Raw genomic sequence first — 26,328 nt, 5'->3', positions numbered from 1 at the left:
GTAGCATCGTGGACATGGGGACGAAGCGGCATCGCAACAACTCCTCGGGCGCGTCGGGACTGGGCTTCATCGTGCTTGTGCTGATCGCGATCGTCATCAAGTTCTTCTGGTGGATTCTTGGAGCGCTTGCTGCTGTGGCGGCTTTCTATCTGGTACGAGCGATCGCGCGGGAACAGCGCAAGCGGCGGGCCGCGTACGCCAGCAAGTGCGCAGCACTGGCAGCGCGGGCTGACCAGCAGCACAACTGGGTGATGCAGGGCGACGACCGTGGCGTGTACGGCACCGAAGGTGCACGGCTCATGCAGAACATCAAGAGTCCGCCCCGGGCGGCTTAGATGCGCTCCGTTCGCCGCCGTGCGGTGTTGGTGCCGATCGTGATCGCGGGAGCTCTGTCGGCGGCTCCGCCCGCCACCGCCGACCCGGTGTCACCGGTGGCGGGCAGCGAATCGGCCGCTGCCACCATCGCAGACCTGTGGGCGCAGGGCTACAGCGTGGCGGTCAATTGGGTGTTCGGCTACACCCGGACATCCCTGGACCGGTGTTCGGTGACCGGGATCCACAATCCCGACCGGTCCGACGCACCGCCATCTCGAGCGACCACCGTCTATGTCGACGTGTCGTGTCCCAACGACGACGACTGGTGAGGCCTGGGCCGGCCGCCAATGGCGATCCCCGGATATGGGGCAGCCCCCGAGCCGGTAATCCTGGTTGGACGAACCAGGGGCTCGGGGGCCGGGTAGCTGCCTGGAATTCGCCAGCGCGCTCAGGGGCGCAGGTGATTCCGGCACCTGGTGCTGCTAGCGGGCAGCCACCTCACATGTCCAAGAAGTATTACTCAAAATTCCGGACCACCTCCTTCCCTGTGCACGGCCGACCGTACCCGCGCAGCCAGGGGTGTGCCAACAGTTTTTCGCGCTCAGCGATCGCTGACGATCGCGGCGTCGACCAGGTCGGCCATCTCGGCGGCCAGCGGTGCCAGCGCCAGCAGCTTGCCGTCCAGGGTGTGCACGCGGGCGGCCAGGGTGATGCTCGAGACCAACCAAACCCCTTGGGCGGCAAACAGGTCCGCGGGCCGCAGCACGCGGTAGTCGCAGTCGTAGCCCTTGTCGCGGGCGACCTCGAAGATGGCCCGCTGCGTGGTGCCGCGCAGGATCGGGTACCACGGCGGCGGGGTGTAGAGGCAGGTGCGGCCGGAGCCGTCATCGCTCTCGGCGGCGATCACCACCGTCGACCGCGGGCCCTCGAGGATGCAGCCGTCACTGCTGACGAAGATGATGTCGCCGGCGCCCTTGGCGGCGGCGTGCCGCAGCGCTGCCATGTTGACCGCGTACGACAACGTCTTGGCACCGGCCACCAACCACGGCATCGCGTCGATGCCGGTGGCCGGCAGTCCGCGGTCCAGCAGCAGTGCGGCGATCCCGTCGCGGCGGGTGGCCGCCACGCGGTCGGCGAGCGGGCTGACCGTCAGGTAGGCCGTCGGTGGCGATCCGCTCTCGCGGCCGCGGCTGTAGACCAGTCGCAGCGCACCCTCGTCCGCAGTCCCAGCCGTCCACTGCTTGACCGCCACTTCGATGGCACCCCGCCACGCCGGCAGATCCGGCTCGGGCAGCTCCAGCATCTTCGCCGAGGAGACCAGTCGGCGAAGATGCGACTCGACGAGGCAGGCTCGGCCGTCGCGCACCAGCAGCGTCTCGAACACCCCGTCACCGCGCACCGCGGCGAGGTCGTCGGCGAGCAACAGCGGCTGCGCCGGATCGTGGACCTCGCCGTCGAGAGTGACGACCACCGATGACTGCCCGGACATGAGATCACAGCGTACTTGCAGGCTCGTAGAGTTGATATGTGTCCGCAGTCGCCGCCCCCGCCTCCAGTCCCGACGCCGGAGCGGTCTGGCATTTCGGTGATCCACTCGGTGAGCAGCGCGCCGCCGAGCACCAAGCCGTCGTCATCGACCGCTCCCACCGCGCGGTCATCACGCTCTCCGGAGCCGACCGGTTGACCTGGCTGCACTCGATCTCCAGCCAGCACGTCAGCGAGCAGGCCGACGGCACGGTCACCGAGAATCTGAGCCTCGACGGCCAGGGCCATGTCGAGGATCACTGGATCCAGACCGAACTGGCCGGCGTCACCTATTTGGACACCGAACCCTGGCGAGGCGAGCCGCTGCTGGCCTACCTGCGCAAGATGGTGTTCTGGTCCGACGTCACTCCCGAGGCGGCCGATTATGCGGTGTTGTCGCTGCTGGGGCCACGGCTGGCCGACGCGAAAGTCGTCGCCGCTCTGGGCGTCGACGCGCTGCCCGCCGTGTGGACCGCCAAGCCGGTTGCCGGTGGCGGTTTCGTGCGGCGAATGCCCGCTCAAGGTACGGAAATCGTCCTTGACCTGGCGGTTCCGCGAGACACCAAGACCGAGTGGCTGGCCCGGCTGGCCGAGGCCGGCGCGCGCCAGGCCGGGGTGTGGACGTATGAGGCCCTGCGGGTGGCGGCGCACCTGCCCCGGCTCGGGGTGGACACCGACGAGCGGACCATCCCCCACGAGGTGGGCTGGATCGGCCGGGCGGTGCACCTGGACAAGGGCTGCTACCGCGGCCAGGAAACCGTCGCACGCGTCCACAACCTGGGCAAACCGCCCCGAATGCTGGTCCTGGTCCATCTCGACGGCTCCGGGGAGCGGCCCGTCAGCGGTGATCCGCTGCTGGTCGATGGGCGTGTCGTGGGCCGGTTGGGCACCGTCGTGGACCATGTCGACCTCGGCCCGATCGCACTGGCCCTGGTCAAGCGCTCCATTCCGGCCGGCACGCCGCTGACCACCGGCGGAGAGCCCCAGGTGGCCGCGGAGATCGATGCCGATTCGCTACCGCCGGTCGACACGGTGGGGGCGGGGCGGCTGGCCGTCGAGCGTCTTCGGGGTGGTGGCAGCTGATGTTCACGGTCGGCCGAACGGGCCGGGCCAGCACATCGCAGCGGCGCACGGTATGGTGTTGACAGGACAATAACGAACAGACAGATCGGAGCCGCCCAAATTGGGGCCGCTCCGTTATTGCGCGAGGGGGTTCCCCCATGGGCCGCGGCCGGGCAAAGGCAAAGCAGACCAAGGTTGCTCGGGAGCTGAAATATAGCTCCCCGCAGACCGATTTTGAGCGGCTTCAGCAAGAGCTGTCAGGGTCGGGTTCGAGTGCGCCTGACACTGTCGACAACGGGTTCGAAGACGACCCGTGGGCCGACGAGGACAGCTGGCGGCGCTGAGCCGCCCTTCCCCTTCTCAGAACCGTGGGTGTTGTCCCACGAGCTTGGCTCGTGGGCCGTCTTTGCCCTTGGTGACTGTGCCCAGCATCCAGCTGCTCAGGTGCCTGGCGGTCAGGATGGCCAGGGCGCGATCGGTGTCCTCCGGAGCCACGACGGCGACCATGCCGACGCCCATGTTGAACGTCTTCTCCATCTCGGCACGCTCGATCCGGCCGCGCTGGGCGATCATCGCGAAAACCGGTGCGGGAGTCCAGGTTCCGCGGTCGAGCTCGGCGACCAGGCCGTGCGGGACGACGCGTTCCAGGTTGCCCGGCAAACCGCCGCCGGTCACATGGCAGAACGTCCGGACCTGGGTTTCGGCGGCCAGCGCCAGGCAGTCCTTGGCGTAGATGCGAGTCGGTTCGAGCAACTCCTCACCGAGCGTGCGGCCGAATTCCTCGACGTGGCCGGCCAGGATCATCCGGTCGATCTCGAGCAGAACCTTGCGGGCCAGCGAGTAGCCGTTGGAGTGCAGGCCCGAGGAACCCATCGCGATGATGACGTCCCCGGGGCGCACCCGCTCGGGGCCTAGCACGTCGTCGGCCTCCACCACGCCCACGCCGGTGGCGGAGATGTCGTAGTGGTCGGGTTCCATCAGGCCCGGATGTTCGGCGGTCTCCCCGCCCAGCAACGCGCAGCCGGCCAGCACGCAGCCTTCGGCGATGCCTGAAACGATCGCGGCGACCCGCTCCGGAACGGTGCGCCCGACGGCGATGTAGTCCTGCAGGAACAGCGGCTCGGCGCCGCACACCACCAGGTCGTCGACCACCATCGCGACCAGGTCCAGGCCCACCGTGTCGTGTTTGTCCATCGCCTGCGCGACGGCCAGCTTGGTGCCGACCCCGTCGGTCGAGGCGGCCAGCAGCGGCTCCCGGTAACCGCCACGCAGGGCGAACAGCCCGGCGAAGCCGCCAAGCCCGCCGCGCACCTCGGGCCTGGTGGCCCGCTTCGCCAGCGGCTTTAACAGCTCGACCGCGCGGTCACCGGCCTCGATGTCCACCCCCGCCGATGCGTAGGAGATGTGGTTGTCGTCCTCGCGATCCGTCATCGCGGATAAGGCTACCGGTCGCAGTCCGCCACCGAAACGGGCCGTGCTTCAGCCGACGTTGCGCGCGATCCACTCGTTGAGCGGCCGTTCAGGGACGCCGCAGCGCCGAGACGTTGTCGTTGTCGGCCTGCAGCGGGAGACCGGTGCGGGCGGCAGTGGCCAGCATGTGCTCGACGACGTTCTTGCCCAGCTGCGCCTCGCCGGGCAGCTCGATCGGGTAGCTGCCGTCGAAGCAGGCGCAGCACAGCCGGGTCGGCGGCTGTTCGGTCGCGGCGATCATGCCCTGCTGGGAGATGTATCCCAGGGTGTCAGCGCCGATCGCGTGGCGCACCGCCTCGAGCATCTCGCCCTCGTTCTCCACCGCGTTGGCGATCAACTCGGCCGGGGTGGCGAAGTCGATGCCGTAGAAACACGGCCACTTCACCGGTGGCGAAGCGATGCGCACATGCACCTCGACAGCGCCCGCCTCGCGCAGCATCCGGATCAGCGCGCGCTGAGTGTTGCCGCGGACGATCGAGTCGTCGACCACGATCAGCCGCTTGCCGCGGATCACCTCTTTGAGCGGGTTGAGCTTGAGCCTGATGCCGAGCTGACGGATGGTCTGCGACGGTTGGATGAAGGTGCGCCCGACGTAGGCGTTCTTCATCAGGCCCTGCCCGAACGGGATACCGGATTCCTGCGCGTAGCCGACGGCAGCGGGGGTACCGGATTCGGGCACACCGATGACGAGGTCGGCCTCGACCGGCTTCTCGCGGGCCAGCCGGCGGCCGATGTCGACGCGCGCACCGTGCACCGAACGGCCGGCCAGCGTGCTGTCCGGCCGGGCCAGATAGACGTACTCGAAGACACAGCCCTTCGGCGTCGGGTTGGCGAAGCGGCTGGAGCGCACCCCGTCGGCGTCGATGGCCAGCAGCTCACCGGGCTCGATGTCCCGGACGAAGGAGGCGCCGACGATGTCGAGGGCCGCAGTTTCGGAGGCGACCACCCAGCCACGATCCAGGCGGCCCAACGACAGCGGCCGCACACCGAATGGGTCGCGCGCGGCGTACAGGGTGTTCTCGTCCATGAAGGTCAGGCAGAACGCGCCCCGGACGGTGGGCAGCAGTTCCAGGGCCGCCTGCTCGACGCTGGAGTCGGCCGCACCGTGCGCCAGCAGCGCACCCAGGATGTCGGAGTCGGTGGTCGCCGCACCCGGCATCTTGGGGTTGATCAGGCGGGCGTCGCGGGCGCGTCGCGCCAGATCGGTGGTGTTGACCAGATTTCCGTTGTGGCCCAACGCAACTCCGGTGCCGGCCGCGGTGTTGCGGAACACCGGCTGGGCGTTCTCCCAGGTGGTCGACCCGGTGGTGGAGTAGCGGCAGTGTCCGATCGCGACGTGCCCTTCCATCGCGGCCAGCGTCTGCTCGTCGAACACCTGGCTGACCAGGCCGAGGTCTTTGAAGACCAGCACCTGAGATCCGTCTCCGACGGCGATACCGGCCGCCTCCTGGCCTCTGTGTTGTAGCGCATAGAGGCCGTAGTAAGTGAGTTTGGCAACATCCTCGCCCGGAGCCCAGACTCCAAAGACGCCACACTCTTCGCGAGGCTCGTTTTCCAGTTGGCCGGTCACGATATGGGCTGCTCCCTGGCGGAGGTCGGTGGCGTAAACCCAGTCTACGGTGATCGGCCGAAATCACGGAATTGAACAGTAAGTGTCGGCCAGGGGTTCATTCGATTTTCACCAGCGGCAGAAGTGCCGCCACCTCACCGGCCCGGGACCCGGACAGCAGGAGTGACCCGTTCGAGGCCGCATCGGGCAGTGCGAGCAGCCCGGTCGCCAGCAGCAGCCAGGTGCGCGGGTCGGTTTCGACGACGTTGGGCGGCGTTCCGCGGGTGTGCCGGGGTCCCGAGACGCATTGGACAGCAGCGAAAGGTGGAATGCGGACTTCGACGCTGGCGCCCGGTGCGAGCCCGGCCAGGGTGCGGGCGGTGAGCCGGACGGCCGCGGCGATCGCGGAGCGGTCCGGGGTGGGCTCAGTGGCGTCGTGCAACCAGTGCGCCACTGCGCGCACCGCGGCCAGGGTCGCCGCGGGGTCGGCGGTGCGGCGGGACGACGGCATGGGATCAGTATTTCAATGCCGTCGACCGAGCATTGACATCAACAAAGTTGAGGTTCAAGCGTAGGCCCATGTCCTTCAAATCGCGCGAAATCGCCTACCGGGCCGCCACCGCCGGCCTTCCTCGCGTCGGGGATGCGCCAGAGCCCGAAGGCGAGCGCCCGGACCAACCTCCCGCAGGTCGGGCCGAACGCCCGCACCGCGGTGGTGTCGCTCATTGAAATTCAGGGCCGCCGGCCGCCATCACCTTCTCCAGCCACCTGCGGGTGCGGTCGGTGTCTGTGTGAGTCCATCCCGGTGGCGAGGCGACCGCCACCCAGCCATCGAGTTGGCTGTCGCCGTAGTTGTGGCCGTGTCCTATCGGGGACGATCCGGCGCTGCCGCCGCTGTTGGTCAGGTCCGCGCTCACCTGCCAGAAAGTGACGATCGGAAACCAGCGCATCGAAGCGCTGCGGTCGAGCCCGGCTGGTTCTTTCAACCAGTCCGGCTCGTCGAACAACAGGTCGGGTGACCACCACACCACAGCATCGGAGGCGTGCTGCAAGAACAGCACCCGCGTTCCGCGCCACGGCAGCGCGGCCACCGAGGCGATCTCGGCGGAACTCGCTGCCTGCGCGAACCGTACGGTGCGACCGTTGTCATAACGCGGCTGAACCTCGGGCGTGCCCGGGTCGCGCCGCACGGTCAACGCCTTCCACAACGGGCTGGCGTTCGGTGGCCCGACCCACAGCACCGAGGAGAAGTCCATGTCGACGACATCGGGCAAGTAGCCGAAAGCGCCCTGCCCCGACATCGATCCCAAACTTTCGCCGTAGAGCATCAACATGGGCCGGCTCTCGGCGGGCCACTGCTGCCAACGCTGGTGAATCGCGTCGATCACGGCCTTGCCGGCCTGCAGCGACTTCTCGTGATCGGCGACGAACGAAATCCAGCTCGGAAGATACGAATACTGCATCGCCACCAGCGCCGTGTCGCCGTTGTACATCGCCTCGATCGAGCGGGCGGCCACCGGATCCACCCAACCCGTTCCCGTGGTCGGGATGATCACCAGAACCTTGCGGTCAAATGCTTTCGTGCGCTGCAACTCCGAAAGCAGCACCGCAACCCTGCCCTCCAGCGAATCCGCCGATTCCAGACCCGCGTAGATCCGGATCGGCTCTTTCGCGGGCCGGCCGTTCAACGAGCTCAACTCCGCGGCGCGCGGCCCGGATGCCACGAAGTTACGGCCCTGGAACCCCAACGTATCCCAGGCCGCGAAAGACTCTGCGCTACCTGATCGTTGCGCCTCGACCGGCTCACTGATACCAGGGCGGGTGATGTCGTTCTTGGGCTGGAACACCGCACTGGCGCCCGCGACAAAGCCGCGGAACAGCACGCCGTTGACGAGGGTGATGACCAGAACGACGACGATGGCGGTGCCGATGAACATGGCCACCTCGTCGTTGATGTCCCATCGCCGGATCATCAGTCGCGCCAGGAACTTGATCGCGTCCTTGACGATGCGGGCCGCCCCGACGAGCACACCTCCGACAATCAAGGCGACGGCCAGTGCGCGCAGATAGCCCAGCGTCGCCGGGCCCTCGATGCCCATGATCGCCGCGATCTGGCGCTGCCAGGCCGCGGCAGGGATCAGCATCAGCGCACTTGCGCCGATCGACGCCACCACCGTGGCGGCTTTCAGCCCACCGAGCACTTTCGCGCTCGGCGGCCACCATGGGCGGTGATTGAGGAACAGCGCGCGAAAGACCCTGCCGGCCAACACGCCGATGCCGTAACCGATGGCCGCGTTGATGCCGCCGATCAGACCCGCCAGCGTCCATTCCCGAGGCATCAGCGACGGGGTCAGCGACAGGCAGAAGAACAGCGCCCCGAACGCGACACCGACGAAGTCCAGCCGCACCAGGCTCCACGCCCAGGCCGCCAGCGACTCCCCGTGCCGCCGCCGCTGCGGCGGGGCGTGCGCCTCACCGGTGACGTCGTCGACCGCACGGGTCATCCGAACAGCCCGGGCAGCACTTTCTCGGACGTGGTCCGCAACTCCTCCAGCGTCACCATGAACAGGCCTTGCACCTCAACGGAATCCGAGCCGTCATCCGAGACACCGATGCGCGTGACGGGCAGGCCGCGGGCCTCGCACATGGACCGGAACCGGCTCTCCTCGGTCCGGGGCACCGCGACCAGCGCGCGGCCCGCCGACTCGGAGAACAGGAACACGAATGGGTCGACGCCTTCGGGAAGCACGATGCGGCAACCGGTTTCACCGGCCAGCGCCGCCTCCACCACCGCCTGGATCAGCCCGCCCTCGCTGAGGTCGTGGGCCGCCGAGGCCAGGCCGTCGCGGGAGGCGGCGGTGAGCACCTCGGCCAGCAGCTTCTCGCGGGCCAGATCGACCCTCGGCGGCACACCCCCGAGGTGGTCGGCGGTGACCTGGGCCCAGATCGAGCCGTCGAATTCGTCGCGCGTGTCGCCGAGCAGGAACAGCGTCTCTCCCTGCTCGTTGCCCAGTTCGGTGGGCAGCCGCCGGCTCACGTCGTCGATGACGCCGAGCACGCCCACCACCGGGGTCGGTAGGATGGCCGTCGCCCCGGTCTGGTTGTAGAAGCTGACGTTGCCGCCGGTAACCGGAATGCCAAGGGCCGCACAACCGTCGGCGAGCCCGCGGACCGCCTGGGCGAACTGCCACATCACACCCGAGTCCTCCGGGGAGCCGAAGTTCAGGCAGTTGGTGACGGCCACCGGGGTGGCACCGGTGACGGCGACGTTGCGGTAGGCCTCGGCCAGCGCGAGCTGCGCTCCGGCGTACGGGTCGAGCTGGGTGTAGCGGCCCGAGGCGTCGGTGGACACCGCGATGCCACGGCCGGTGGCTTCGTCGATCCGCAGCACCCCGCCGTCGGCGTGCTCGGCCAGCACGGTGTTGCCGCGCACGTAGCGGTCGTACTGCTCGGTGATGAAGGCGCGGCTGCACAGGTGCGGACTGCCCAACAGTGCAAGCAGAGTCGCCCGCAGCTCGGCACCGCTCGATGGCCGCGGCAGCCCGGCGGTGGTGTCGGCGTTCAGCGCATCCTGCCAGTCCGGCCGGGCCAGCGGCCGCTGGTAGACCGGGCCCTCGTGGGCGACGGTCCGCGGTGGCACATCCACCACGCACTGCCCGTGCCAAGTGATCTTCAACCGGTCGCCGTCGGTGACCTCACCGATGACCGTCGCCAGCACCTCCCACTTGCGGCAAACGGCCATGAACTTCTCGACGCTCTCCGGCGCGACCACCGCGCACATGCGTTCCTGCGACTCGCTGGACAGGATCTCGGCCGGCGTCATGTTGGCCGCCCGCAGCGGAACCCTGTCCAGCTCGATGGCCATGCCACCGTCACCGGCCGAGGCCAACTCCGATGTGGCACAGGACAATCCGGCACCGCCGAGGTCCTGGATCCCGATCACCAAGCCCGCGGCATACAGTTCGAGGCAGCACTCGATGAGCACCTTCTCCATGAAGGGATCACCCACCTGGACACTCGGCAGCTTCTTGCGGCCGGGCCCGGACCCCTCGTCGCCGCCGAAGGTGTCGCTCGCCAAAACCGAAACCCCACCGATCCCGTCGAGGCCGGTGCGCGCGCCGAACAGGATGATCTTGTTGCCCTTGCCGGAGGCGAACGCCAGGTGCAGGTCCTCTTTGCGCAGCACCCCAACGCACATCGCGTTGACCAGGGGGTTGCCGGCGTAGGAGGCGTCGAACACCGTCTCGCCGCCGATGTTGGGCAGGCCGAGGGAGTTGCCGTATCCGCCGATGCCGCGCACCACTCCGTCGAACACCCGGCGGGTGTCGGGGGCATCCGCTGCACCGAAGCGCAACTGATCCATCACCGCCACCGGGCGGGCCCCCATCGCCATGATGTCGCGCACGATGCCGCCGACACCGGTGGCCGCGCCCTGGTAGGGCTCCACGTACGACGGGTGGTTGTGCGACTCGACCTTGAACGTCACCGCCCAGCCGTCGCCGATGTCCACCACGCCGGCGTTCTCCCCGATCCCGGCGAGCATGCCCGCGCGCATCTCGTCGGTGGTGGTCTCGCCGAAGTAGCGCAGGTGCACCTTGGAGGACTTGTAGGAGCAGTGTTCGCTCCACATCACCGAGTACATCGCCAACTCGGCGCCGGTGGGCCTGCGGCCGAGGATGTCGCGAATCCGCTGGTACTCGTCGTCCTCGAGGCCGAGTTCGCGGAAGGGTTGCGGGTGATCGGGGGTGGCCGCCGCGTGCTCGACGGTGTCGACTGCTCCAGTGGGCCCAGATGTCACGACCACAGCTTAGTGACCCCGCATGATCTCCCGGGTAACTGTGCGTCCGCGCCTGCGGCGAGGGGCTGGCGGTGACGCGCTCGACGGCACCGCCCCTCGTGGTGGAAAACGTCATCCGCTACGACCCTGCCGAGTTTCCCGGCTGAGCGGGGGACTACGGCGGCGACAGGAACGCGTGCAACGCGGCCGCATACGACGCGACGTCGGCGGCGCCCATGAGCTCGCGGGCGCAGTGCATCGCCAACTGGGCGGCCCCGACGTCCACGGTGGGGATACCGGTGCGGGCCGAGGTCATCGGTCCGATCGTCGATCCGCACGGCAGGTCGGCGCGGTGTTCGTAGCGCTGCAACGGCACCCCGGCCTGCCGGCAGGCCAGCTCGAAGGCCGCCGCGGTGCGCCCGTCGGTGGCGTAGCGCAGATTGGGCTGCACCTTGAGCACCGGTCCGCCGTTGACCGCGATCAGGTGACCGGGCTCATGACGGTCCGGGTAGTTCGGGTGGGTGGCGTGCGCCATGTCACCCGAGGCCACCGTCGAGGCGGTCAGGCGGCGCAGGAAGTCCTCCCGGTCGCCGCCGGCCGCGAGCACGATGCGCTCGAGCGCGGTCAATAGCAGGTCGGACTGCGCGCCGTGGTCGGAGGTCGAGCCGACCTCCTCGTGGTCGAACAGCGCCAGCACCGGCAGGTAGTCGCGGGGTTCGGCGACCAGGAAGGCCTCAAGTCCGGCGTAGCAGGTGCCCTGGTTGTCCAGCCGCGGTGCGCTGACGAACTCGCCGTCGACGCCGACGAGCGCCGATGGGGTCAGGTCGTGGGTCATCAGGTCGGCCGAGAGCAGGTCGGCGGGCGCCACACCGGCCCACTCGGAGGCGTAGTCAAGGAACGACCGGGGCGCGTCGCCCAGCCCCCACACCGCGTTGACGTGGCGCTGCGGATCGAGTGTGAGCGCCGCGCGGTCCTCTGCGAGGTGGATGGCCAGCTGGGGCACCCGCAGGATCGGCTCGTCGATCAGGACCAGCCGGTGCGAGACGCCGCCGTCGGCGTCCGGGTCGCGGACCGAGAGCCGTCCGCTGATCCCGAGGTCGCGGTCCAGCCACGAGTTGAGCCAGGCGCCGCCGTAGGGCTCGAGCGCGACCACCTGCCAGCCGGCCACCACCCGGTCGGGATGCTGCTTGACGCGCAGGTTGGGGCTGTCGGTGTGTCCGCCGATGATGCGAAACGGCCGCCGGGGATCCTCGCTGCTGTTCCAGGCCACCAGCGAGGCGGCCCGCACGGTGAAGAAGTTGCCCTTGCGGTCGGGCCAGCGATCGGTTTCGACCAATTCGGTGTAGCCGGCTGCGCTCAGTCGCCGCGCCACCGTCTGGCAGACGTGGAACGGCGACGGCGACGCGTCGATGAATTCGCACAACCCGTGCGCACTGGCCCCGGTCGACATGCTGACCATCATCGCCGACCGTGACCCGTTAGGGTCGAACAGTGCCCTCACCACTACCGCAACCGGTACTGGCGCCGTTGACTCCGGCGGCCATCTTCCTGGTGGCCACCATCGACGAGGGCGGTGAAGCCGCCGTGCATGACGCGCTGCCGGGCCTCGCGGGCCTGGTCCGGGCGGTCGGCTTCCGCGACCCGTCCAAGCACCTGTCGATGGTGACGTCGATCGGCTCCGACGCCTGGGACCGGTTGTTCTCCGGTCCGCGGCCCGCCGAGTTGCATCCGTTCGTCGAGCTGCACGGCGCCCGCCATCACGCCCCGGCGACCCCGGGGGATCTGCTGTTCCACATCCGCGCCGAGGTGCTCGACGTCTGCTTCGAGCTAGCCGGTCAGGTGGCCAAGTCGATGGCCGGGGCGATCACCGTCGTCGATGAGGTGCACGGCTTCAAGTTCTTCGACAACCGCGATCTGCTCGGCTTCGTCGACGGCACCGAGAACCCGGACGGCCCGATTGCGTTGAGCGCCAGCCAGATCGGCGACGAGGACCCGGTTTTCGCCGGCGGCTGCTATGTCCACGTGCAGAAGTACGTCCACGCCATGGCGTCGTGGGAGGCGCTGTCGGTCACCGAGCAGGAGCGGGTGATCGGCCGCACCAAACTCGAGGACATCGAGCTCGCCGACGACGTGAAACCCGCCAATTCCCATGTGGCACTGAATGTCATCGAGGACGCCGAGGGCAATGAGCTCAAGATCGTGCGGGCCAACATGCCGTTCGGTGAAGTGGGCAAGGGTGAGTACGGCACGTACTACATCGGCTACTCGCGGTCGCCGACGGTGACCGAGAAGATGCTGGAGAACATGTTCATCGGCGACCCGCCGGGCAACACCGACCGCATCCTCGAGTTCTCCACCGCGCTCACCGGCTGCCTGTTCTTCACCCCCACCGTCGACTTCCTCAACAACCCTCCACCGCTGCCGGGTACTGAGGCGGCAACGGCTCCCCCGGCACCGACCACCTCTCCCGACGGCTCCCTGGCGATCGGCAGTCTGAAAGGACGATCCTGATGAACAACCTCTATCGCGAGCTCGCCCCGGTCACCGAATCCGCTTGGGAAGAAATCGAATTGGAGGCCACCCGAACCTTCAAGCGGCACCTCGCGGGCCGGCGGGTGGTCGACGTCAGCGGTCCGGGTGGCCCGGTGACGGCAGCGGTGAGCACCGGGCATCTGCGCGACGTGTCCCCACCGGCCGACGGTGTGGTGGCCCACCTGCGCGATGCCAAGCCGCTGGTGCGGCTGAGGGCGCCGTTCACGGTGTCGCGCATCGCGATCGACGATGTCGAGCGCGGCGCGCAGGACTCCGACTGGGATCCGGTCAAGGAGGCCGCCAAGAAGCTGGCGTTCGTCGAGGACCGGGCGATCTTCGAGGGCTACGCACCGGCCTCGATCGACGGCATCCGGGGCTGCAGCTCCAACCCGCCGCTGGCGCTGCCCGCCGACGCGCGCGAATATCCGGACGTCATCTCTCAAGCACTTTCGGAGCTGCGGCTGGCCGGCGTGGACGGGCCGTACTCGGTCGCGCTGACTCCCTAACCCCGGGCGCGAGTGTGCAGTTTCATTCGAGCCTCAGACCGGGACGGCGTCCAAGGCGCTGTAGAACATCCCCAGCCCGTCATCGGACGGCCCGGTGAGCGGTTCGGTGGCGTGCTCGGGGTGCGGCATCAGACCGACCACGCGGCCGTTCGCCGAACTGATGCCGGCGATGTCGCGCATCGATCCGTTGGGGTTGTCGGCGTAGCGGAAGACCACGCGCCCTTCCCCTTCGAGTTCGTCGAGCACGGCCTCGCTGGCCACATAGCGACCCTCGCCCGATTTCAACGGCACCAGCAGTTCGGCGCCCCACTCGTAGCGCGAAGTCCACGCCGTCGCGATGGAGTCGACCTTGAGCCACACGTCACGGCAGACGAAGTGCAGACCGGCATTGCGGGTCAGCGCGCCGGGCAGCAGGCCCGCCTCGCACAGCACCTGGAAGCCGTTGCAGATGCCGAGCACCGGCATGCCGCGCCCGGCGGCGGCGATCACCTCGCCCATGACGGGCGCGAACTTGGCGATGGCCCCGCAGCGCAGGTAGTCGCCGTAGGAGAAACCGCCTGGAACGACGACGGCGTCGACACCCTTGAGGTCGGCGTCGGCATGCCACAGGCTGACCGCCTCGGCACCGGCGATCCGGACCGCGCGGGCGGCGTCGACGTCGTCGAGAGTGCCCGGGAAGGTGATGACCCCGACGCGGGCGCTCACGCCGGGTCCCGGGTGACCGACCAGTCCTCGATCACGGTATTGGCCAGCAGCGACTCGGCGATCTCAGCCAGCTGTTCGTCGCTGACCGAGTCGTCGACTTCCAGTTCGAATCGCTTGCCCTGCCGCACATCTGAGATACCGGCATGCCCGAGCCGGCCCAGCGCGCCGGCGATGGCCTGACCCTGTGGGTCGAGAATCTCGGCTTTCGGCATCACGTTGACAACCACTCGGGGCACAGAAGCTCCTCGCTGAAACGAATGTTGCGGCTCAACTGTACCGGCGCGCTACGGACACGACCCGACATAGGCCGTGCACAGCGGAGCGCCGAGCGCGTCGAGCACTGCGTCGTCGGCCGGTGACGGCCACGCCGTCCGCGGCGGTGCCGTCGACCACAGCGCCAGCTCGGTGACCGTGCTGTTGGCCGGGTTGGCCACCAGGTACTGGTGCAGGATCACCGGCCCGCTGACCACGGCGGCCATCCGGTCGGGCTCGACGGTGGTCAGCGACGGCGAGGCGGATGGGTTGGTGCGCTGGCAGGCGCGCAGTGCGGCGACGGCGGTGTTGAAGACGTCCTCGGTCAGTTGACCGCCCCGCCACGTCTCACCACGCCAGTGCAGCACCTGGGCCTGCAGCTGCCACTGCCCGTCCGGATTGACAACCACCGCCTTCTCGGCGACGGCATAGGAACGCGGGTCCTGGGCCACCGGCGGGCTGGCGCACAGTTCCTCGAACCGGAACCGGGGCGTGCTGGCTGTGACCGACAGACCGGGAAGACGCGGCCAGCCGTAGCGGGAGTTCAGCGGTATCCCCCACGGCGCGATCCAGGCCGAGTCGGGAATGCGGTCACATGTCGGCGGGCACGCCTCCGGTTCTGCGGCAGCGGGCGCAGCGATGGCCAGCCCGCAGGCCGCCAGCACCACCGCCAGGACCATCCGCATAGTGACGCCTCCCCTGAGCGCACAATCGTAAGCATGGAACTGACGCATTTCGGGCATTCATGCCTTCTCGCCGAACTCGGTGGCGCCACCCTGCTGTTCGATCCCGGCAACTTCTCCCACGGCTTCGAGGGCGTGACCGGCCTGTCGGCGATCCTGATCACCCACCAGCACCCCGACCACGCCGACCGGGAACGGCTCCCGGCGCTGGTCGAAGCCAACCCGGATGCCGCGCTGTACGCCGACCCGGCGACCGCCGCCGAACTCGGCGGCCCGTGGCGTGCGGTGCACGTCGGCGACGAGTTCACCGTCGGCGGGCTGACCATTCGCGGCGTCGGCGGCCGCCATGCCGTCATCCACCCGGAGATCCCGGTGATCGACAACATCTCCTTTCTGGTCGGCGACGCAGAGCATCCGGCCCGGCTGATGCATCCCGGCGACGCGTTGTTCGTCCCCGGCGAGCCGGTCGAGGTGCTCGCCACTCCGGCGGCAGCGCCGTGGATGAAGATCTCCGAGGCGATCGAGTATCTGCGCGCCGTGGCACCCGAGCACGCGGTGCCGATCCATCAGGGCGTTGTCGCTCCGGAGGCTCGCGGCATCTACTACGGTCGACTCACGGAGATGACCGACACCGACTTCCGCGTGCTGCCCGAGGAGAATTCGGTGCGATTCTGATGAGAGCGCTTCGCGTCCAACAGGAAACACAACATCAAGCACTTCTCGACCAGCCGCCGGAATAGCCGCGGACAACCGTCAGGAGACATCGTGAGCACAGCAGATCTGAACAACCTGTTCGGCTTGTCGGGAAAGACCGCCCTGGTGACCGGTGGCACCCGCGGCATCGGCATGATGATTGCGCGCGGCCTGCTGCAGGCGGGCGCCCGGGTGATCGTCAGCTCCCGCAAGGCTGATGCGTGCGAGCGGGCCGTCGAGCAGCTGTCGGAGTTCGGTGAAGTACTCGGCATTCCGGCAGACGTGTCCCGCCGGGAGGAGTGCAGCCGGCTGGCGGCCGAGGTGCTTGCCGACGACGACGAGTTGCACATCCTGGTCAACAACGCCGGCGCGACGTGGGGTGAACCGCTGGAGAGTTTCCCGGCCTCCGCGTGGGACAAGGTGCTCGACCTCAACGTCAAGTCGCCGTTCTGGATGGTCCAGGAATTGCTGCCCGGGTTGCGCAAGGCGGGCACCCACGACGACCCGGCCCGGATCATCAACATCGGCAGCATCGACGGAATCCAGGTTCCGGCTCTGCCGATCTACTCCTATTCGGCCAGCAAGGCCGCCCTGCACCAGCTGACCCGGGTGCTGGCCAAAGAGCTTGGTCCACAACACATCACGGTCAACGCGGTGGCACCTGGCCCGTTCCCGTCGAAGATGATGGCGGCCACGCTGGACGCCTTCGGGGACGCCATCGCCGCGTCGACACCGATGCGCCGCATCGGGCGCGACGACGACATGGCCGGTGTCGCGATCTTCCTCGCCGGCCGGGCCGGTTCGTATGTGAACGGGGCGATCATCCCGGTCGACGGCGGGATCGTGGTATCGGCGACGGGTTCAGGCCGCTGACGATGCGGGCCGAGCGGGGTCGGGCCCCCACCGATACACCGCCGGGATGCAGCCGTGCAGCAGCGCGAGGTCGACGACGTCCAGCATGGCCTGCCGCGGACCCGGCTTGCGCAACTGCCTGGCGGCAACCGCCACCCGTACCACGCCACCACGTCGGGCCGTGCGCTCCGCGGACAGCACCAGTGTCCGGCACCACCACGGCTCGGTGAGGAATCCTTCACCGATGCCGAGGACGCGGCCGCGAACGGTCGTGCGCTGCACCAGATCGGTGATGCCGTACAAGCCCGCCAGCAACCGGAAACCGTTGCGTGGCAACGCCGTCACCGTCCCAGCCGACACTGTCCAGCCGGGCGCGGCGAACAACCGCGTCCGCAGGCCGACGTGTTCGAGAACGCGGTCGGCGCCCATCAGCCGCAGGTTGGCCTCGTGCGCGGGCAATGTCGCGAACTCACCGCGCAGCCGCTTCGTGGCCGCTTCGTCGTAACCGTGCAGCACCACCGCGTCACCACCGGAGCGGCGCGCGCTCACCCAGTCGACGGTGGCGGGATCGCTCTCCAGCCGGTAGCTGTTCTTGAGCCTCGGAGCCACCAACAACGACACCGGAACGCCGCGCGCGTCGAGCATCCGGCAGAAGTCGTCGATGTCGGCCAGTGTCCGGTCGCGTATGCCGGATACCGAGACGATGAGCTCTCCAGCCACACCTTCAGTGTGGCAACTGCAGGTGTCCGGACGGTTGCGTCCAGTCAGATGTCAGACGACCATCCTGGTCAGTTTAGCCCGCGGCCGGCTTCCCGTAGTGCTCGGGGTCGGCGGTCGCCAGTAGCCACGAGTACTGGAACGCGGCCTCCTTCCACCGCTCGTAGCGCCCGCTGATCCCGCCGTGGCCCGCGGCCATCTGCGTCTTGAGCAGGACGGGATGCCCGTCGGTCTTGACGTGCCGCAGTGCCGCAACCCATTTCGCGGGCTCGACGTAGAGCACCCTGGTGTCGTTGAGCGAGGTCATCGCCAGGATGGCCGGGTAGTCTTTGGCCTCGACGTTCTCATACGGTGAGTAGGACTTCATATAGAAGTAGACGTCCTTGTTCTCCAACGGGTTTCCCCACTCGTCCCACTCCGTCACCGTCAGCGGCAGCGACGGATCGAGGATGGTCGTCAGCGGATCCACGAACGGAACCTGGGCCAGGATCCCGGCGAACAGATGCGGAGCGAGGTTGGCCACCGTGCCCATCAGCAGGCCACCGGCGCTGCCGCCGAGTGCGACCAGGTTCTGCGGCCGGGTCAGTCCGGTGTCGACCAGATGCTGCGCGACGGCGATGAAGTCGGTGAAGGTGTTGCGCTTCTCCAGCAGCTTGCCGCGCTCGTACCACAACCGGCCCATCTCACCGCCGCCACGGATGTGCGCGATCGCGAACACCATGCCGCGGTCCAGCAGCGACAGCCTGGCCACCGAGAACCGCGGGTCCTCGGAGGACTCGTAGGCGCCGTAGCCGTACAGCACTGTGGGGGCGGGCATCTCGATCCCGGCGCGGTACACCAGGGAGATCGGGATGCGGGTGCCGTCCTCGGCTAGTGCCCAGTCGCGACGCTCGACGTAGTCCTCGCGGCGGTAGCCGCCCAGGACGGGCTGCTCACGCAACAGGGTGCGCTCGCCGGTGCCGAGGTCCAGGTCGTAGATCCGCAGCGGGGTGATGAACGACGTGGTTCCGACCCGCATCTTGGGCGAGGACCAGTTCGGGTTGCCGGCCAGACCCGCCGAGGTCAGCTCGGAGTCGAAGGCGATCTCCTCCGGGGTCCGGTAGCCGTCACCGTCGATGGGCCACAACTGGATGCGCGGCAACGCTTCTCGCCGGTAGCTGACGACCAGATGATCAGCGAACGCGTCGGCACCGTCGAGGCGGACATCGTCTCGGGGCTCGATGAGCGTCCGCTGGGCGGTCGGGTCCTCGACCGGTGCCTCGACCAAGGTGAAGTTCACCGCGCCGTCGTTGTGCAGGATGAGAAAGCGGTCCTGCCCGCCCACGACGGCGTGCTCCACCGAATACTCCACGCCGTCGCGGCGCGGCAGGATCGTGTTGAAGGTGGCAGCGGGGTCGGCTGCGTCGGCGAAGCGCACCTCGGAGGTGATCGCCGAGCCCGCCGCAATGATGACGTACTTGTTGCTGCGCGTGCGTCCAACACCGATCCAGAACCGTTCGTCGGGTTCGTGGAACACCTTCTCGTCGGGCTGTTCTGAGCCCAGCCGGTGGCGCCACACGGTGTCCGGGCGCCACGCGTCGTCGACCGTCGTGTAGTACACCGTCGCGTTGTCGGCCGCCCACGTCACGCCGGAGGCGATGCCGGCGATCTCGTCCGGATACAGCTCGCCGGTACGTAAGTCCTTGAACCGCAGCGTGTAGCGCTCATCGCCGACCACGTCAACGGAGTACGCGAGCAGGTTGCCGTCCAGGCTGACGCTGCTGGCGCCCAGTGCGAAGAAGTCGTGGCCGTCCGCTTCGGCATTCTCGTCGAGCAGCACCTGCTCGCCGGGGATGTCGGTGTGATCGTCGAACACCGGCGGGTTCCAGTCGTCGGGGTCGGCGACCGAGCAGCGGCAGTGCGCCCCGTACTGCTTGCCCTCGAAGCTGCGCCCGTAGTACCACCAGTCGCCTCGCCGCGTCGGCACCGACAAGTCGGTCTCCTTGGTGCGCGACTTGATCTCGTCGAAGATCTTCTGCCGCAATGGTTCCAGATGGGCGGTCGCCTGGTCGGCGTAGTCGTTCTCGGCCTCCAGGTGGGCGATGACCTCCGGGTCGGACTTGTCGCGCAACCATTCGTAGGGGTCGACGAACACGTCGTCATGGTGGACGCGGTGGCTCTCGACGCGCTTGGGGACGGGTGGAATCATGCGGCGGGTCCAATCCAGTCGGCGAACGACAAGCCCGAAATCCGTTCGTAGGCTTCGATGTAGCGGGCGCGGGTGGCTTCGACAATGTCGTCGGGCAGCGGTGGTGGCGGTGCGGTCCCGCAACGGTCCCACCCCGACTCGGGACCGGTGAGCCAGTTGCGGACGAACTGCTTGTCGAAGCTGGGTTGTACGACGCCTTCGGTGTAGGTGTCGGCCGGCCAGTACCGCGACGAATCGGGGGTGAAGACCTCGTCGGCCAGCACGACCCGGTCGTCGGCGTCGAGGCCGAACTCGAACTTGGTGTCGGCGATGATGATGCCTTTCGTCAGCGCATGGTCGGCGGCTTGGATGTAGATCTGTAGCGTGCGCTCCCGCAACTGGTTGGCGCGCACGGCACCGACCAGTTCGACGACGCGGTCGAACGAGATGTTCTCGTCGTGCTCGCCGAAGTCCGCCTTGGTCGCCGGGGTGAACAGCGGGCTCTCGAACTTGCTGGCCTCTCCCAGACCGGGCGGCAGGGCGATGCCGCACACCGCCCCGGTGCGCTGATAGTCCAGCAAGCCGGACCCGGTCAGGTAGCCGCGGGCGACGCACTCGACTGGCATCATGTCCAGTTGCCGCACCACCAGCGCCCGGCCGAGGACCTCGCCCGGGATCCGCGGGTCGTCGGGCGGTCCGGCCAGGTGGTTGGGGGCGTCGATGTAGTCGAAGAAGAAGACGCTCATGGCCGTCAGGATCCGGCCCTTGTCCGGGATCAGGCTGTCCAGAATGTAGTCGAACGCCGAGATCCGGTCGCTGGCGACGAAGAGCAGGTGTTCCTCGTCGATGCGGTAGATCTCGCGGACCTTGCCACTGGCCAGATGCCGGTAGTCGCTCAGAGCGGGGCGCATCGCGTCAGCTTATCGGCCGCTGAGCCGACGCGATTGTGCTGGGATCAAGCCATGAAGTCGCGGTTTCTGCCCTATGCCACTACCCCCGGCCGGCTGCTGACACAGGTGCTCAGCGACCTGCTGGTGGGACTGTGGACCGCGCTGTGGGTGATGGTCGGCATGGGGGTGCACACCGCGATCGCGACGATCTCCAAGGTGGGTCGCCAGGTCCAGGACAGCGCCACCGGGATCTCGGACAATCTGCATTCGGCCGGTGACAGCGTGCATGGAGTGCCGCTGATAGGCGACACCATGTCCAAACCGCTGCGCGCGGCCAGCGAGGCCGCACTGGATCTGGCCGGTGCCGGCCACGAGCTGGACACCACGGCATCGTGGCTGGCGGTGTTGCTGGCCATCGCGGTGGCCGCCCCGCCGATCATGGCCATCGGCATGCCGTGGCTGTTTCTGCGCATCCGGTTCTTCCGCCGCAAGTGGACGGTGATCGCGCTGGCCAGGACGCCGGCCGGGGTGCAGTTGCTGGCGCTGCGCGCCCTGGCGAACCGCCCACCGCGCAGGCTCACCGAGATCAGCCGGGACCCGGTCGGCGCGTGGCGGCGCGAGGACCCGACTGCGGTCCGGGGGCTGGCTGCCCTCGAACTGCGATCGGCGGGTGTGGCCACCCCGCGCTACTGGTCCAATCCCGTGGTCTAGTTCCGCACCGATCCGGGCGGCGGGGGTGCGGTTTCGTACGCGACACGCCGCCTCGGCCGTATCGGATCGCACACTCGACGACGGGTGTGGAATGGGCAGCGTGGCCGATCACGACGTATTCGATGCGCACTTCCACGTCATCGATCCCCGGTTCCCGCTGGTTCCCAGCAACGGCTACCTGCCTGAGGCGTTCACCGTCGGCGACTACCTCGAACGGATCGGCGGTCTAGGTGTCACCGGCGGCGCTGTGGTCAGTGGATCGTTTCAGGGGTTCGACCAGACCTACCTGAAGGACGCTCTGGCGCAACTCGGCCCGTCATTCGTCGGCGTCACGCAGATCCCCGCCCACACCTCCGACGACGAGATTCGGGACCTCGACCGCGCTGGCGTCCGCGCGGTCCGGTTCAACCTCTACCGCGGCGGCTCGGCACCGCTGGCCGACGTCGACATGCTGGCCCGTCGCGTACACGACGTCGCCGGCTGGCATTCCGAGTTCTACCTCGACGCCGCCGACCTCGCGGATCTGGAACCGACGCTGGCCGGCCTGCCCCGAGTCAGCATCGACCATCTCGGGATGTCCGACGACACTTGCGGTGCGCTGTTGCGACTGGTGGAAGCCGGGACGGTGGTCAAGGCGACCGGATTCGGTCGCATGCATGTCCGCGACCCGGAATCGTCGATGCGCAATATCATTCGTACCAATCCGTCGGCGCTGATCTTCGGTACCGACCTCCCGTCCACCAGAGCACCAACACCATTTCGGGACACTGACGTCGACCGCGTCGCCCATGCTGTCGGCGGCGAGCATGCCAAAGCCGTTCTGGCCGACAACGCCCACAAGCTCTACCGGCTCGGTCGCAACTAGGCCGCAGCCACGCAGTGGCGCTGGCCGCCGAGGGCGCCGACACGTTGTCCAGGTCGGTGAAGTCGATGTCGTTGAGCGACATGGCCTTACAGGATCGCGCCAGGGGTGTACTTGGCGGCGTCGGGGTAGGCACTCACCAATTCGTCGACCGCGGCGATCACCTGGTCGACCTGACTGGCCGCCGCCCCAGTGAACGCCTGCTTGTCGGCGAGCGCGGCATCCAGGGCCGCGCGGTCCAGTGGCAGCCGCGAGTCCGCGGCCAGCCGGTCGAGCAGGTCCGGTTCGGCGCCGCGTTCGCGCATCGCCAGCGCGACCGCCACAGCGTGCTCCTTGATCACTTCGTGGGCGGTCTCGCGTCCCACCCCGGCGCGCACCGCGGCGATCAGCACCTTGGTGGTGGCCAGGAACGGCAGATACCGATCCAGTTCTCGCTGGATCACCGCCGGGTAGGCACCGAACTCGTCGAGCACCGTCAGGAACGTCTCGATCTGGCCGTCGATGGCGAAGAACGCGTCCGGCAGCGCCACCCGGCGTACCACCGAGCAGAACACGTCGCCTTCATTCCATTGCGCGCCAGCCAGTTCCGCGGCCATCGAGGCGTACCCGCGCAGCACCACCTGCAGGCCGTTGACCCGCTCGCAGCTGCGGGTGTTCATCTTGTGCGGCATCGCCGACGAACCCACCTGCCCGGGCGCGAAACCCTCGGTCACCAACTCGTGGCCCGCCATCAGCCGCACCGTATGCGCGAACGACGACGGGCCGGCGCCGAGCTGGACCAGCGCTGAGACCACGTCGTGGTCCAGCGAGCGCGGGTACACCTGGCCGACACTTGCGAAAACCGCTGAGAATCCGAGGAATTCAGCCACCCGCCGTTCCAGGCCGGCAAGCCGGTGGGCGTCCCCGTCGAACAGGTCAAGCATGTCTTGGGCGGTGCCCATCGGCCCTTTGATGCCCCGCAGCGGATAGCGGTCGATCAGCTCGCGGACGCGGGTCAGCGCGATCAGCGTCTCCTCGGCGGCCGAGGCGAACCGCTTGCCCAGCGTGGTGGCCTGCGCGGCGACGTTGTGGCTGCGCCCGGCCATCACCAGATCACGGTAGGTGGCGGCACGCTCGGCCAGCCGGGCCGCTACGGCGACACCGTGGGTGTGCACGAGTTCCAGGGAGCGGCGGATCTGCAGCTGCTCGACGTTCTCGGTGAGGTCGCGGCTGGTCATTCCCTTGTGCACGTGCTGGTGGCCGGCGAGTGCATTGAATTCCTCGATGCGGGCCTTCACGTCATGGCGCGTGACCCGCTCGCGCGCGGCAATCGAACCGAGGTCCACCCGCTCGAGCACCCGCTCGTAGTCCTCGATGACGGCCTCGGGCACGTCAACGCCCAGTTCCTTCTGCGCGCGCACGACGGCGAGCCAGAGCCGCCGCTCGGCCACGATCTTGGCCTCCGGCGACCAGATGGCCACCATCTCCGCACTCGCGTACCGGTTGGCCAGGACATTCGGAATGCTCACGAGCCCACAGCTTACGGTTTGCGGTATGCACTTCGTCGGCGTCGACCTGGCTTGGGGGCAGCGCAACCCCACCGGCGTGGCGGTCCTCGACGATGCCGGGGTGCTGCAACACGTCGGTGCGGCCGGTGCCGACGCCGACGTCCTGGCCCAGCTCGCGCCCTACACCGAAGGTCCGTGCGTGGTGGCCATCGACGCCCCGCTGGTGGTCACCAACCCCACCGGCACGCGGCCGTGTGAGAGCGCGCTGAACGCCGACTTCCGCCGCTTCGACGCCGGTGCCCACCCCGCCAACACCGGCCTGGCGTGGTTCGCCGACGGCGGCCGCGGCGCCCGGCTGTGCCGTGCTTTGGAACTCGACCTCGACCCGCTGTCCCCCTCGCCGAGGCGAGCCCTCGAGGTCTACCCGCACGCGGCAGCCGTCGTGCTGTTCGGCCTGGATCGCACGCTGAAATACAAGCAGAAATCCGGCCGCGATTTCGCGCACCTGCAGTCCGAGCTGACGAAGCTGGTTGATCTCACCGAGGCGCTGCCCGATCTGGACATCGCGGACCATCCCGACTGGCGCAGGCTCACCGCCGCGGTCACAGGGGCCACCCGCAAGGCTGAGTTACGCCGAGCCGAGGATCCTGTCGATTCGGTGCTCTGCGCCTACGTCGCTCGGTTCGCCACTCGGCGGCCCGCCGACGTGACGATCTACGGCGACCCGGCGAACGGCTACATCGTCACCCCTGCCCTGCGGGCGCGGAGCCTTCCCACCGCTCAGACCCGCAGGCTGCGTTCGTCGGTGGGGGCCAGGACGTCGATGACGTCGACCAGCGTGGCGCGCGCAATTTCGCGCGGCCCATCGCCGTCCCCGACAAGGGCGGAGACCACCGCACCATCGACCGCACAAACCATCGCGGTGAGCATGTCCACCCGCACGTCCCGACCGGACCGGGCGACGGCCTCGACCGCAGCATCGACCCGCTGCTGAAGCAGCCGGCGCTGGATGCTGCGCAACGCGGGCTGGCGCGCGCACGCGATGTAGCGCTCATACCGCGAAATCAGGTGTTCGCTGATCGGCTCTTCGGCGGGGTCGCCGACCAACAGATCGACCAGCACGTCAGCGGTCGCCTCGGCGCCGCGCCGGCGCCTGGGCAGCTCGTCGACCCGGGCCCGCAGCTGGGCGGCCTCCACCGCGCCGACGTGCTCGACAGCGCTTTCGAGCAGATCGTCCAACGACGAGAAGTAGTAGGTCGTCGAGGCCAGCGGCAGACCGGCGCGCCGCGCCACCGCACGATGGCGCACCGCGTCGAACCCACCCTCGCGCAGCAGCTCGGCGGCCGCGCTGACCAGCGCATACCGTCGTCGCTCCCCCTTGGGGGTCACCGCTGCGGTCATGGATCTGAATGCTGCCAGCAGGGCCCACCGTGACACTGCCCTTTCACCGAATCATTAACTTGCGGCCCCGCCAGCGCTCGGACGGAATTCGGCCCCCCGGCCCAGCCGATGGCAAGATGGCCCGCATGCCGAACCTGAGCCGTCGCGCAGTCCTGCGACTCGGTGCCGGAGCGGCCGCCGGGGCGTTTGCGATGGGCACGTTGCTCGAATCGAGTACTCGCCTCGCCGGGCACGACATCGCCATGACGGGGGTCGGCGCACCTCTGCTTCCGCCACCTCCCCTGGAGCCGGCATCGGCCGGCATAGCCGCCCCGACGATGGTCACCGGGTCGTTCGTGTCGGCCGCCCGCGGCGGTGTGGCGACCAACTGGGCGATCGCACGCCCGCCGGGCCAGACGGCCCCGCTGCGTCCGGTCATCGCGCTGCACGGCAAGGGCAGTGACGCCGCAGCGGTGATGGCTGGCGGTGTCGAGCAGGGCTTGGCGCAGGCGGTCAACGCCGGGCTTCCACCGTTCGCCGTGGTCGCGGTCGACGGCGGCGGCAGCTACTGGCACAAGCGCGCCTCGGGTGAGGACTCCGGCGCGATGGTGCTCGACGAACTCATCCCGATGCTGTCCGAGAGGGGCCTGGACACCTCGCGGGTGGCGTTCCTGGGTTGGTCGATGGGCGGTTACGGGGCGCTGCTGCTGGGTGCCCGGCTCGGTCCGGCCCGCACCGCGGCGATCACCGCGGTCAGCCCGGCGCTGTGGCTGTCGTCCGGCGCCGCCGCCCCCGGCGCGTTCGACGGTCCCGGGGACTTCGCGGCCAACAGCGTGTTCGGTCTTCCCGCGCTGGGGTCGATCCCGATCCGCATCGACTGCGGCGACAGCGACCCGTTCTACTCGGCCACCAAGCAGTTCATCGCACAGCTGCCCAATCCGCCGGCGGGCGGCTTCTCCCCCGGCGGCCACGACGGCGGCTACTGGAGTTCGCAGCTGCCCGCCGAGCTCACCTGGATGGCACCGTTGCTGACGGCCTGAGGCCTCAGACGATGTCCACGGCGTCGAGGAACGCCTTGGCATAGTCGGCGTCCCCGCTGACGGCGACCTCTCGGTCGAACACCGGCGCCCCAACACCTGGCTCCAGCGGCGGTACTCGACCGGGGCCAGCCCGGCGCAGAAGGCCAGCAGTTCG

25 protein-coding genes and 2 pseudogenes are annotated in these 26,328 nt (G+C 68.6%); 12 read left to right on the top strand and 15 right to left on the bottom strand.

Annotated elements, in window-relative coordinates:
- The first annotated feature begins 14 nt into the window (after positions 1-14).
- The gene (locus tag K9U37_RS06235; protein ID WP_243070960.1) at positions 15-335 is read left to right on the top strand and encodes a hypothetical protein; all 321 of its coding nucleotides are present in this window, start codon (positions 15-17) and stop codon (positions 333-335) included.
- The gene (locus K9U37_RS06230) at positions 336-644 is read left to right on the top strand and encodes a hypothetical protein (protein WP_243070959.1); all 309 of its coding nucleotides are present in this window, start codon (positions 336-338) and stop codon (positions 642-644) included.
- Between the two features lie 272 nt (positions 645-916).
- On the opposite strand, the gene K9U37_RS06225 is transcribed toward K9U37_RS06230, so the two are convergent.
- Positions 917-1,786, bottom strand: a complete 870-nt coding sequence (locus K9U37_RS06225) for an aminodeoxychorismate lyase (protein ID WP_243073248.1) — start codon at positions 1,784-1,786, stop codon at positions 917-919.
- Between the two features lie 56 nt (positions 1,787-1,842).
- Here K9U37_RS06225 and ygfZ point away from each other — a divergent pair, with 56 nt between their 5' ends.
- Both ygfZ and K9U37_RS06215 read left to right on the top strand, forming a co-directional pair.
- Positions 1,843-2,922, top strand: coding sequence for a CAF17-like 4Fe-4S cluster assembly/insertion protein YgfZ (ygfZ, locus tag K9U37_RS06220; protein ID WP_243070958.1), 1,080 nt, complete (start codon positions 1,843-1,845; stop codon positions 2,920-2,922).
- 137 nt (positions 2,923-3,059) lie between these two features.
- Positions 3,060-3,245, top strand: a complete 186-nt coding sequence (locus K9U37_RS06215; RefSeq protein ID WP_243070957.1) for a DUF3073 domain-containing protein — start codon at positions 3,060-3,062, stop codon at positions 3,243-3,245.
- 16 nt (positions 3,246-3,261) lie between these two features.
- On the opposite strand, the gene purM is transcribed toward K9U37_RS06215, so the two are convergent.
- The 6 genes from purM to K9U37_RS06185 form a co-directional block, all read right to left on the bottom strand.
- On the bottom strand, positions 3,262-4,332 hold the full coding sequence (purM, locus tag K9U37_RS06210) for a phosphoribosylformylglycinamidine cyclo-ligase (protein WP_243070956.1): 1,071 nt from the start codon (positions 4,330-4,332) through the stop codon (positions 3,262-3,264).
- Between the two features lie 88 nt (positions 4,333-4,420).
- On the bottom strand, positions 4,421-5,941 hold the full coding sequence (gene purF, locus K9U37_RS06205; protein WP_243070955.1) for an amidophosphoribosyltransferase: 1,521 nt from the start codon (positions 5,939-5,941) through the stop codon (positions 4,421-4,423).
- A gap of 97 nt (positions 5,942-6,038) precedes the next feature.
- On the bottom strand, positions 6,039-6,431 hold the full coding sequence (locus K9U37_RS06200; RefSeq protein ID WP_243070954.1) for a sterol carrier family protein: 393 nt from the start codon (positions 6,429-6,431) through the stop codon (positions 6,039-6,041).
- A 211-nt stretch (positions 6,432-6,642) separates the two neighbouring features.
- Complete coding sequence (locus K9U37_RS06195) at positions 6,643-8,424, bottom strand: alpha/beta hydrolase (protein ID WP_243070953.1); 1,782 nt, start codon at positions 8,422-8,424, stop codon at positions 6,643-6,645.
- Positions 8,421-10,724, bottom strand: coding sequence for a phosphoribosylformylglycinamidine synthase subunit PurL (gene purL, locus K9U37_RS06190; protein WP_372489401.1), 2,304 nt, complete (start codon positions 10,722-10,724; stop codon positions 8,421-8,423). Before purL ends, K9U37_RS06195 begins: the two co-directional genes overlap by 4 nt.
- Positions 10,725-10,872: 148 nt before the next feature.
- Positions 10,873-12,147 carry a M18 family aminopeptidase gene (locus tag K9U37_RS06185; RefSeq protein WP_243070951.1) on the bottom strand — a complete coding sequence of 425 codons (1,275 nt, stop codon included), beginning with the start codon at positions 12,145-12,147 and terminating at the stop codon, positions 10,873-10,875.
- Between the two features lie 41 nt (positions 12,148-12,188).
- Between K9U37_RS06185 and K9U37_RS06180 the strand changes: the two genes are divergently transcribed.
- Together K9U37_RS06180 and K9U37_RS06175 are read left to right on the top strand one after the other, a co-directional pair.
- Positions 12,189-13,208 (top strand): Dyp-type peroxidase, encoded by a 1,020-nt coding sequence (locus K9U37_RS06180; RefSeq protein ID WP_243070950.1) that lies wholly within the window; start codon positions 12,189-12,191, stop codon positions 13,206-13,208.
- Positions 13,208-13,729, top strand: a pseudogene (locus K9U37_RS06175) (family 1 encapsulin nanocompartment shell protein); the annotation flags it as partial. The gene K9U37_RS06180 and the pseudogene K9U37_RS06175, both read left to right, overlap by 1 nt.
- A 39-nt stretch (positions 13,730-13,768) precedes the next feature.
- Here K9U37_RS06175 and purQ read toward each other — a convergent pair.
- From purQ to K9U37_RS06160, 3 genes are read right to left on the bottom strand one after another with little or no spacing between them, the layout of a single operon-like run.
- Positions 13,769-14,440 carry a phosphoribosylformylglycinamidine synthase subunit PurQ gene (gene purQ / locus K9U37_RS06170; protein WP_243070949.1) on the bottom strand — a complete coding sequence of 224 codons (672 nt, stop codon included), beginning with the start codon at positions 14,438-14,440 and terminating at the stop codon, positions 13,769-13,771.
- Positions 14,437-14,676 (bottom strand): phosphoribosylformylglycinamidine synthase subunit PurS, encoded by a 240-nt coding sequence (purS, locus tag K9U37_RS06165; protein WP_243070948.1) that lies wholly within the window; start codon positions 14,674-14,676, stop codon positions 14,437-14,439. The genes purQ and purS overlap by 4 nt, the downstream gene beginning before the upstream one ends.
- Positions 14,677-14,724: 48 nt before the next feature.
- Entirely contained in the window at positions 14,725-15,378 is a 654-nt protein-coding gene (locus K9U37_RS06160) for an ATPase (protein WP_243070947.1), read from the bottom strand.
- Between the two features lie 33 nt (positions 15,379-15,411).
- Here K9U37_RS06160 and K9U37_RS06155 point away from each other — a divergent pair, with 33 nt between their 5' ends.
- Together K9U37_RS06155 and K9U37_RS06150 are read left to right on the top strand one after the other, a co-directional pair.
- Positions 15,412-16,050: an MBL fold metallo-hydrolase gene (locus tag K9U37_RS06155; RefSeq protein ID WP_243070946.1), complete on the top strand. Its 639-nt coding sequence runs from the start codon at positions 15,412-15,414 to the stop codon at positions 16,048-16,050.
- A 90-nt stretch (positions 16,051-16,140) separates the two neighbouring features.
- A complete protein-coding gene (locus K9U37_RS06150) occupies positions 16,141-16,941 on the top strand; it encodes an SDR family oxidoreductase (protein WP_308197342.1) in 801 nt (266 codons plus the stop codon).
- Here the strand turns inward: K9U37_RS06150 and K9U37_RS06145 are convergent.
- The 3 genes from K9U37_RS06145 to K9U37_RS06135 all read right to left on the bottom strand — a co-directional run bounded on the left by K9U37_RS06145 (position 16,930) and on the right by K9U37_RS06135 (position 20,715).
- On the bottom strand, positions 16,930-17,640 hold the full coding sequence (locus K9U37_RS06145; protein ID WP_243070945.1) for a DUF2334 domain-containing protein: 711 nt from the start codon (positions 17,638-17,640) through the stop codon (positions 16,930-16,932). The genes K9U37_RS06150 and K9U37_RS06145 overlap by 12 nt on opposite strands.
- Positions 17,641-17,713: 73 nt before the next feature.
- Positions 17,714-19,825, bottom strand: a complete 2,112-nt coding sequence (locus tag K9U37_RS06140) for a S9 family peptidase (RefSeq protein WP_243070944.1) — start codon at positions 19,823-19,825, stop codon at positions 17,714-17,716.
- Positions 19,822-20,715, bottom strand: a complete 894-nt coding sequence (locus K9U37_RS06135; protein WP_243070943.1) for a phosphoribosylaminoimidazolesuccinocarboxamide synthase — start codon at positions 20,713-20,715, stop codon at positions 19,822-19,824. The genes K9U37_RS06140 and K9U37_RS06135 overlap by 4 nt, the downstream gene beginning before the upstream one ends.
- Positions 20,716-20,766: 51 nt before the next feature.
- Here K9U37_RS06135 and K9U37_RS06130 point away from each other — a divergent pair, with 51 nt between their 5' ends.
- Together K9U37_RS06130 and K9U37_RS06125 are read left to right on the top strand one after the other, a co-directional pair.
- Complete coding sequence (locus K9U37_RS06130) at positions 20,767-21,405, top strand: hypothetical protein (RefSeq protein ID WP_243070942.1); 639 nt, start codon at positions 20,767-20,769, stop codon at positions 21,403-21,405.
- A 100-nt stretch (positions 21,406-21,505) separates the two neighbouring features.
- Positions 21,506-22,270, top strand: a complete 765-nt coding sequence (locus tag K9U37_RS06125) for an amidohydrolase family protein (protein ID WP_243070941.1) — start codon at positions 21,506-21,508, stop codon at positions 22,268-22,270.
- Positions 22,271-22,356: 86 nt separating this feature from the next.
- Here K9U37_RS06125 and purB read toward each other — a convergent pair whose 3' ends face one another.
- Entirely contained in the window at positions 22,357-23,775 is a 1,419-nt protein-coding gene (gene purB / locus K9U37_RS06120; RefSeq protein WP_243070940.1) for an adenylosuccinate lyase, read from the bottom strand.
- Positions 23,776-23,800: 25 nt separating this feature from the next.
- Here purB and K9U37_RS06115 point away from each other — a divergent pair.
- Positions 23,801-24,544: pseudogene (locus K9U37_RS06115) on the top strand (DUF429 domain-containing protein); the annotation flags it as partial.
- On the opposite strand, the gene K9U37_RS06110 reads toward K9U37_RS06115, so the two are convergent.
- Positions 24,535-25,155, bottom strand: a complete 621-nt coding sequence (locus K9U37_RS06110; protein ID WP_243070939.1) for a TetR/AcrR family transcriptional regulator — start codon at positions 25,153-25,155, stop codon at positions 24,535-24,537. The pseudogene K9U37_RS06115 and the gene K9U37_RS06110 sit on opposite strands and share 10 nt — an antisense overlap.
- Positions 25,156-25,271: 116 nt before the next feature.
- Between K9U37_RS06110 and K9U37_RS06105 the strand changes: the two genes are divergently transcribed.
- The gene (locus K9U37_RS06105) at positions 25,272-26,174 is read left to right on the top strand and encodes an alpha/beta hydrolase (RefSeq protein ID WP_243070938.1); all 903 of its coding nucleotides are present in this window, start codon (positions 25,272-25,274) and stop codon (positions 26,172-26,174) included.
- Positions 26,175-26,328 lie beyond the last annotated feature (154 nt).

Origin of the sequence: Candidatus Mycolicibacterium alkanivorans (assembly GCF_022760805.1) — a bacterium.
GTDB classification, from domain to species: domain Bacteria; phylum Actinomycetota; class Actinomycetes; order Mycobacteriales; family Mycobacteriaceae; genus Mycobacterium; species Mycobacterium alkanivorans.
Note: the sequence above shows the minus strand (reverse complement) of the source record. Positions and strands in the feature narration are given on the sequence as shown.

Excerpts from the sequence above, each read along its gene's own strand:
- purM (WP_243070956.1), bottom strand. The coding sequence starts at position 4,332 with ATGACGGATCGCGAGGACGACAACCACATCTCCTACGCATCGGCGGGG.
- K9U37_RS06200 (WP_243070954.1), bottom strand. The coding sequence starts at position 6,431 with ATGCCGTCGTCCCGCCGCACCGCCGACCCCGCGGCGACCCTGGCCGCG.
- K9U37_RS06215 (WP_243070957.1), top strand. The coding sequence starts at position 3,060 with ATGGGCCGCGGCCGGGCAAAGGCAAAGCAGACCAAGGTTGCTCGGGAG.
- K9U37_RS06130 (WP_243070942.1), top strand. The coding sequence starts at position 20,767 with ATGAAGTCGCGGTTTCTGCCCTATGCCACTACCCCCGGCCGGCTGCTG.
- K9U37_RS06110 (WP_243070939.1), bottom strand. The coding sequence starts at position 25,155 with ATGACCGCAGCGGTGACCCCCAAGGGGGAGCGACGACGGTATGCGCTG.
- K9U37_RS06185 (WP_243070951.1), bottom strand. The coding sequence starts at position 12,147 with ATGTCGACCGGGGCCAGTGCGCACGGGTTGTGCGAATTCATCGACGCG.
- K9U37_RS06230 (WP_243070959.1), top strand. The coding sequence starts at position 336 with ATGCGCTCCGTTCGCCGCCGTGCGGTGTTGGTGCCGATCGTGATCGCG.
- K9U37_RS06235 (WP_243070960.1), top strand. The coding sequence starts at position 15 with ATGGGGACGAAGCGGCATCGCAACAACTCCTCGGGCGCGTCGGGACTG.
- K9U37_RS06105 (WP_243070938.1), top strand. The coding sequence starts at position 25,272 with ATGGCCCGCATGCCGAACCTGAGCCGTCGCGCAGTCCTGCGACTCGGT.
- K9U37_RS06155 (WP_243070946.1), top strand. The coding sequence starts at position 15,412 with ATGGAACTGACGCATTTCGGGCATTCATGCCTTCTCGCCGAACTCGGT.
- K9U37_RS06135 (WP_243070943.1), bottom strand. The coding sequence starts at position 20,715 with ATGCGCCCCGCTCTGAGCGACTACCGGCATCTGGCCAGTGGCAAGGTC.
- K9U37_RS06195 (WP_243070953.1), bottom strand. The coding sequence starts at position 8,424 with ATGACCCGTGCGGTCGACGACGTCACCGGTGAGGCGCACGCCCCGCCG.
- K9U37_RS06160 (WP_243070947.1), bottom strand. The coding sequence starts at position 15,378 with ATGCGGATGGTCCTGGCGGTGGTGCTGGCGGCCTGCGGGCTGGCCATC.
- K9U37_RS06140 (WP_243070944.1), bottom strand. The coding sequence starts at position 19,825 with ATGATTCCACCCGTCCCCAAGCGCGTCGAGAGCCACCGCGTCCACCAT.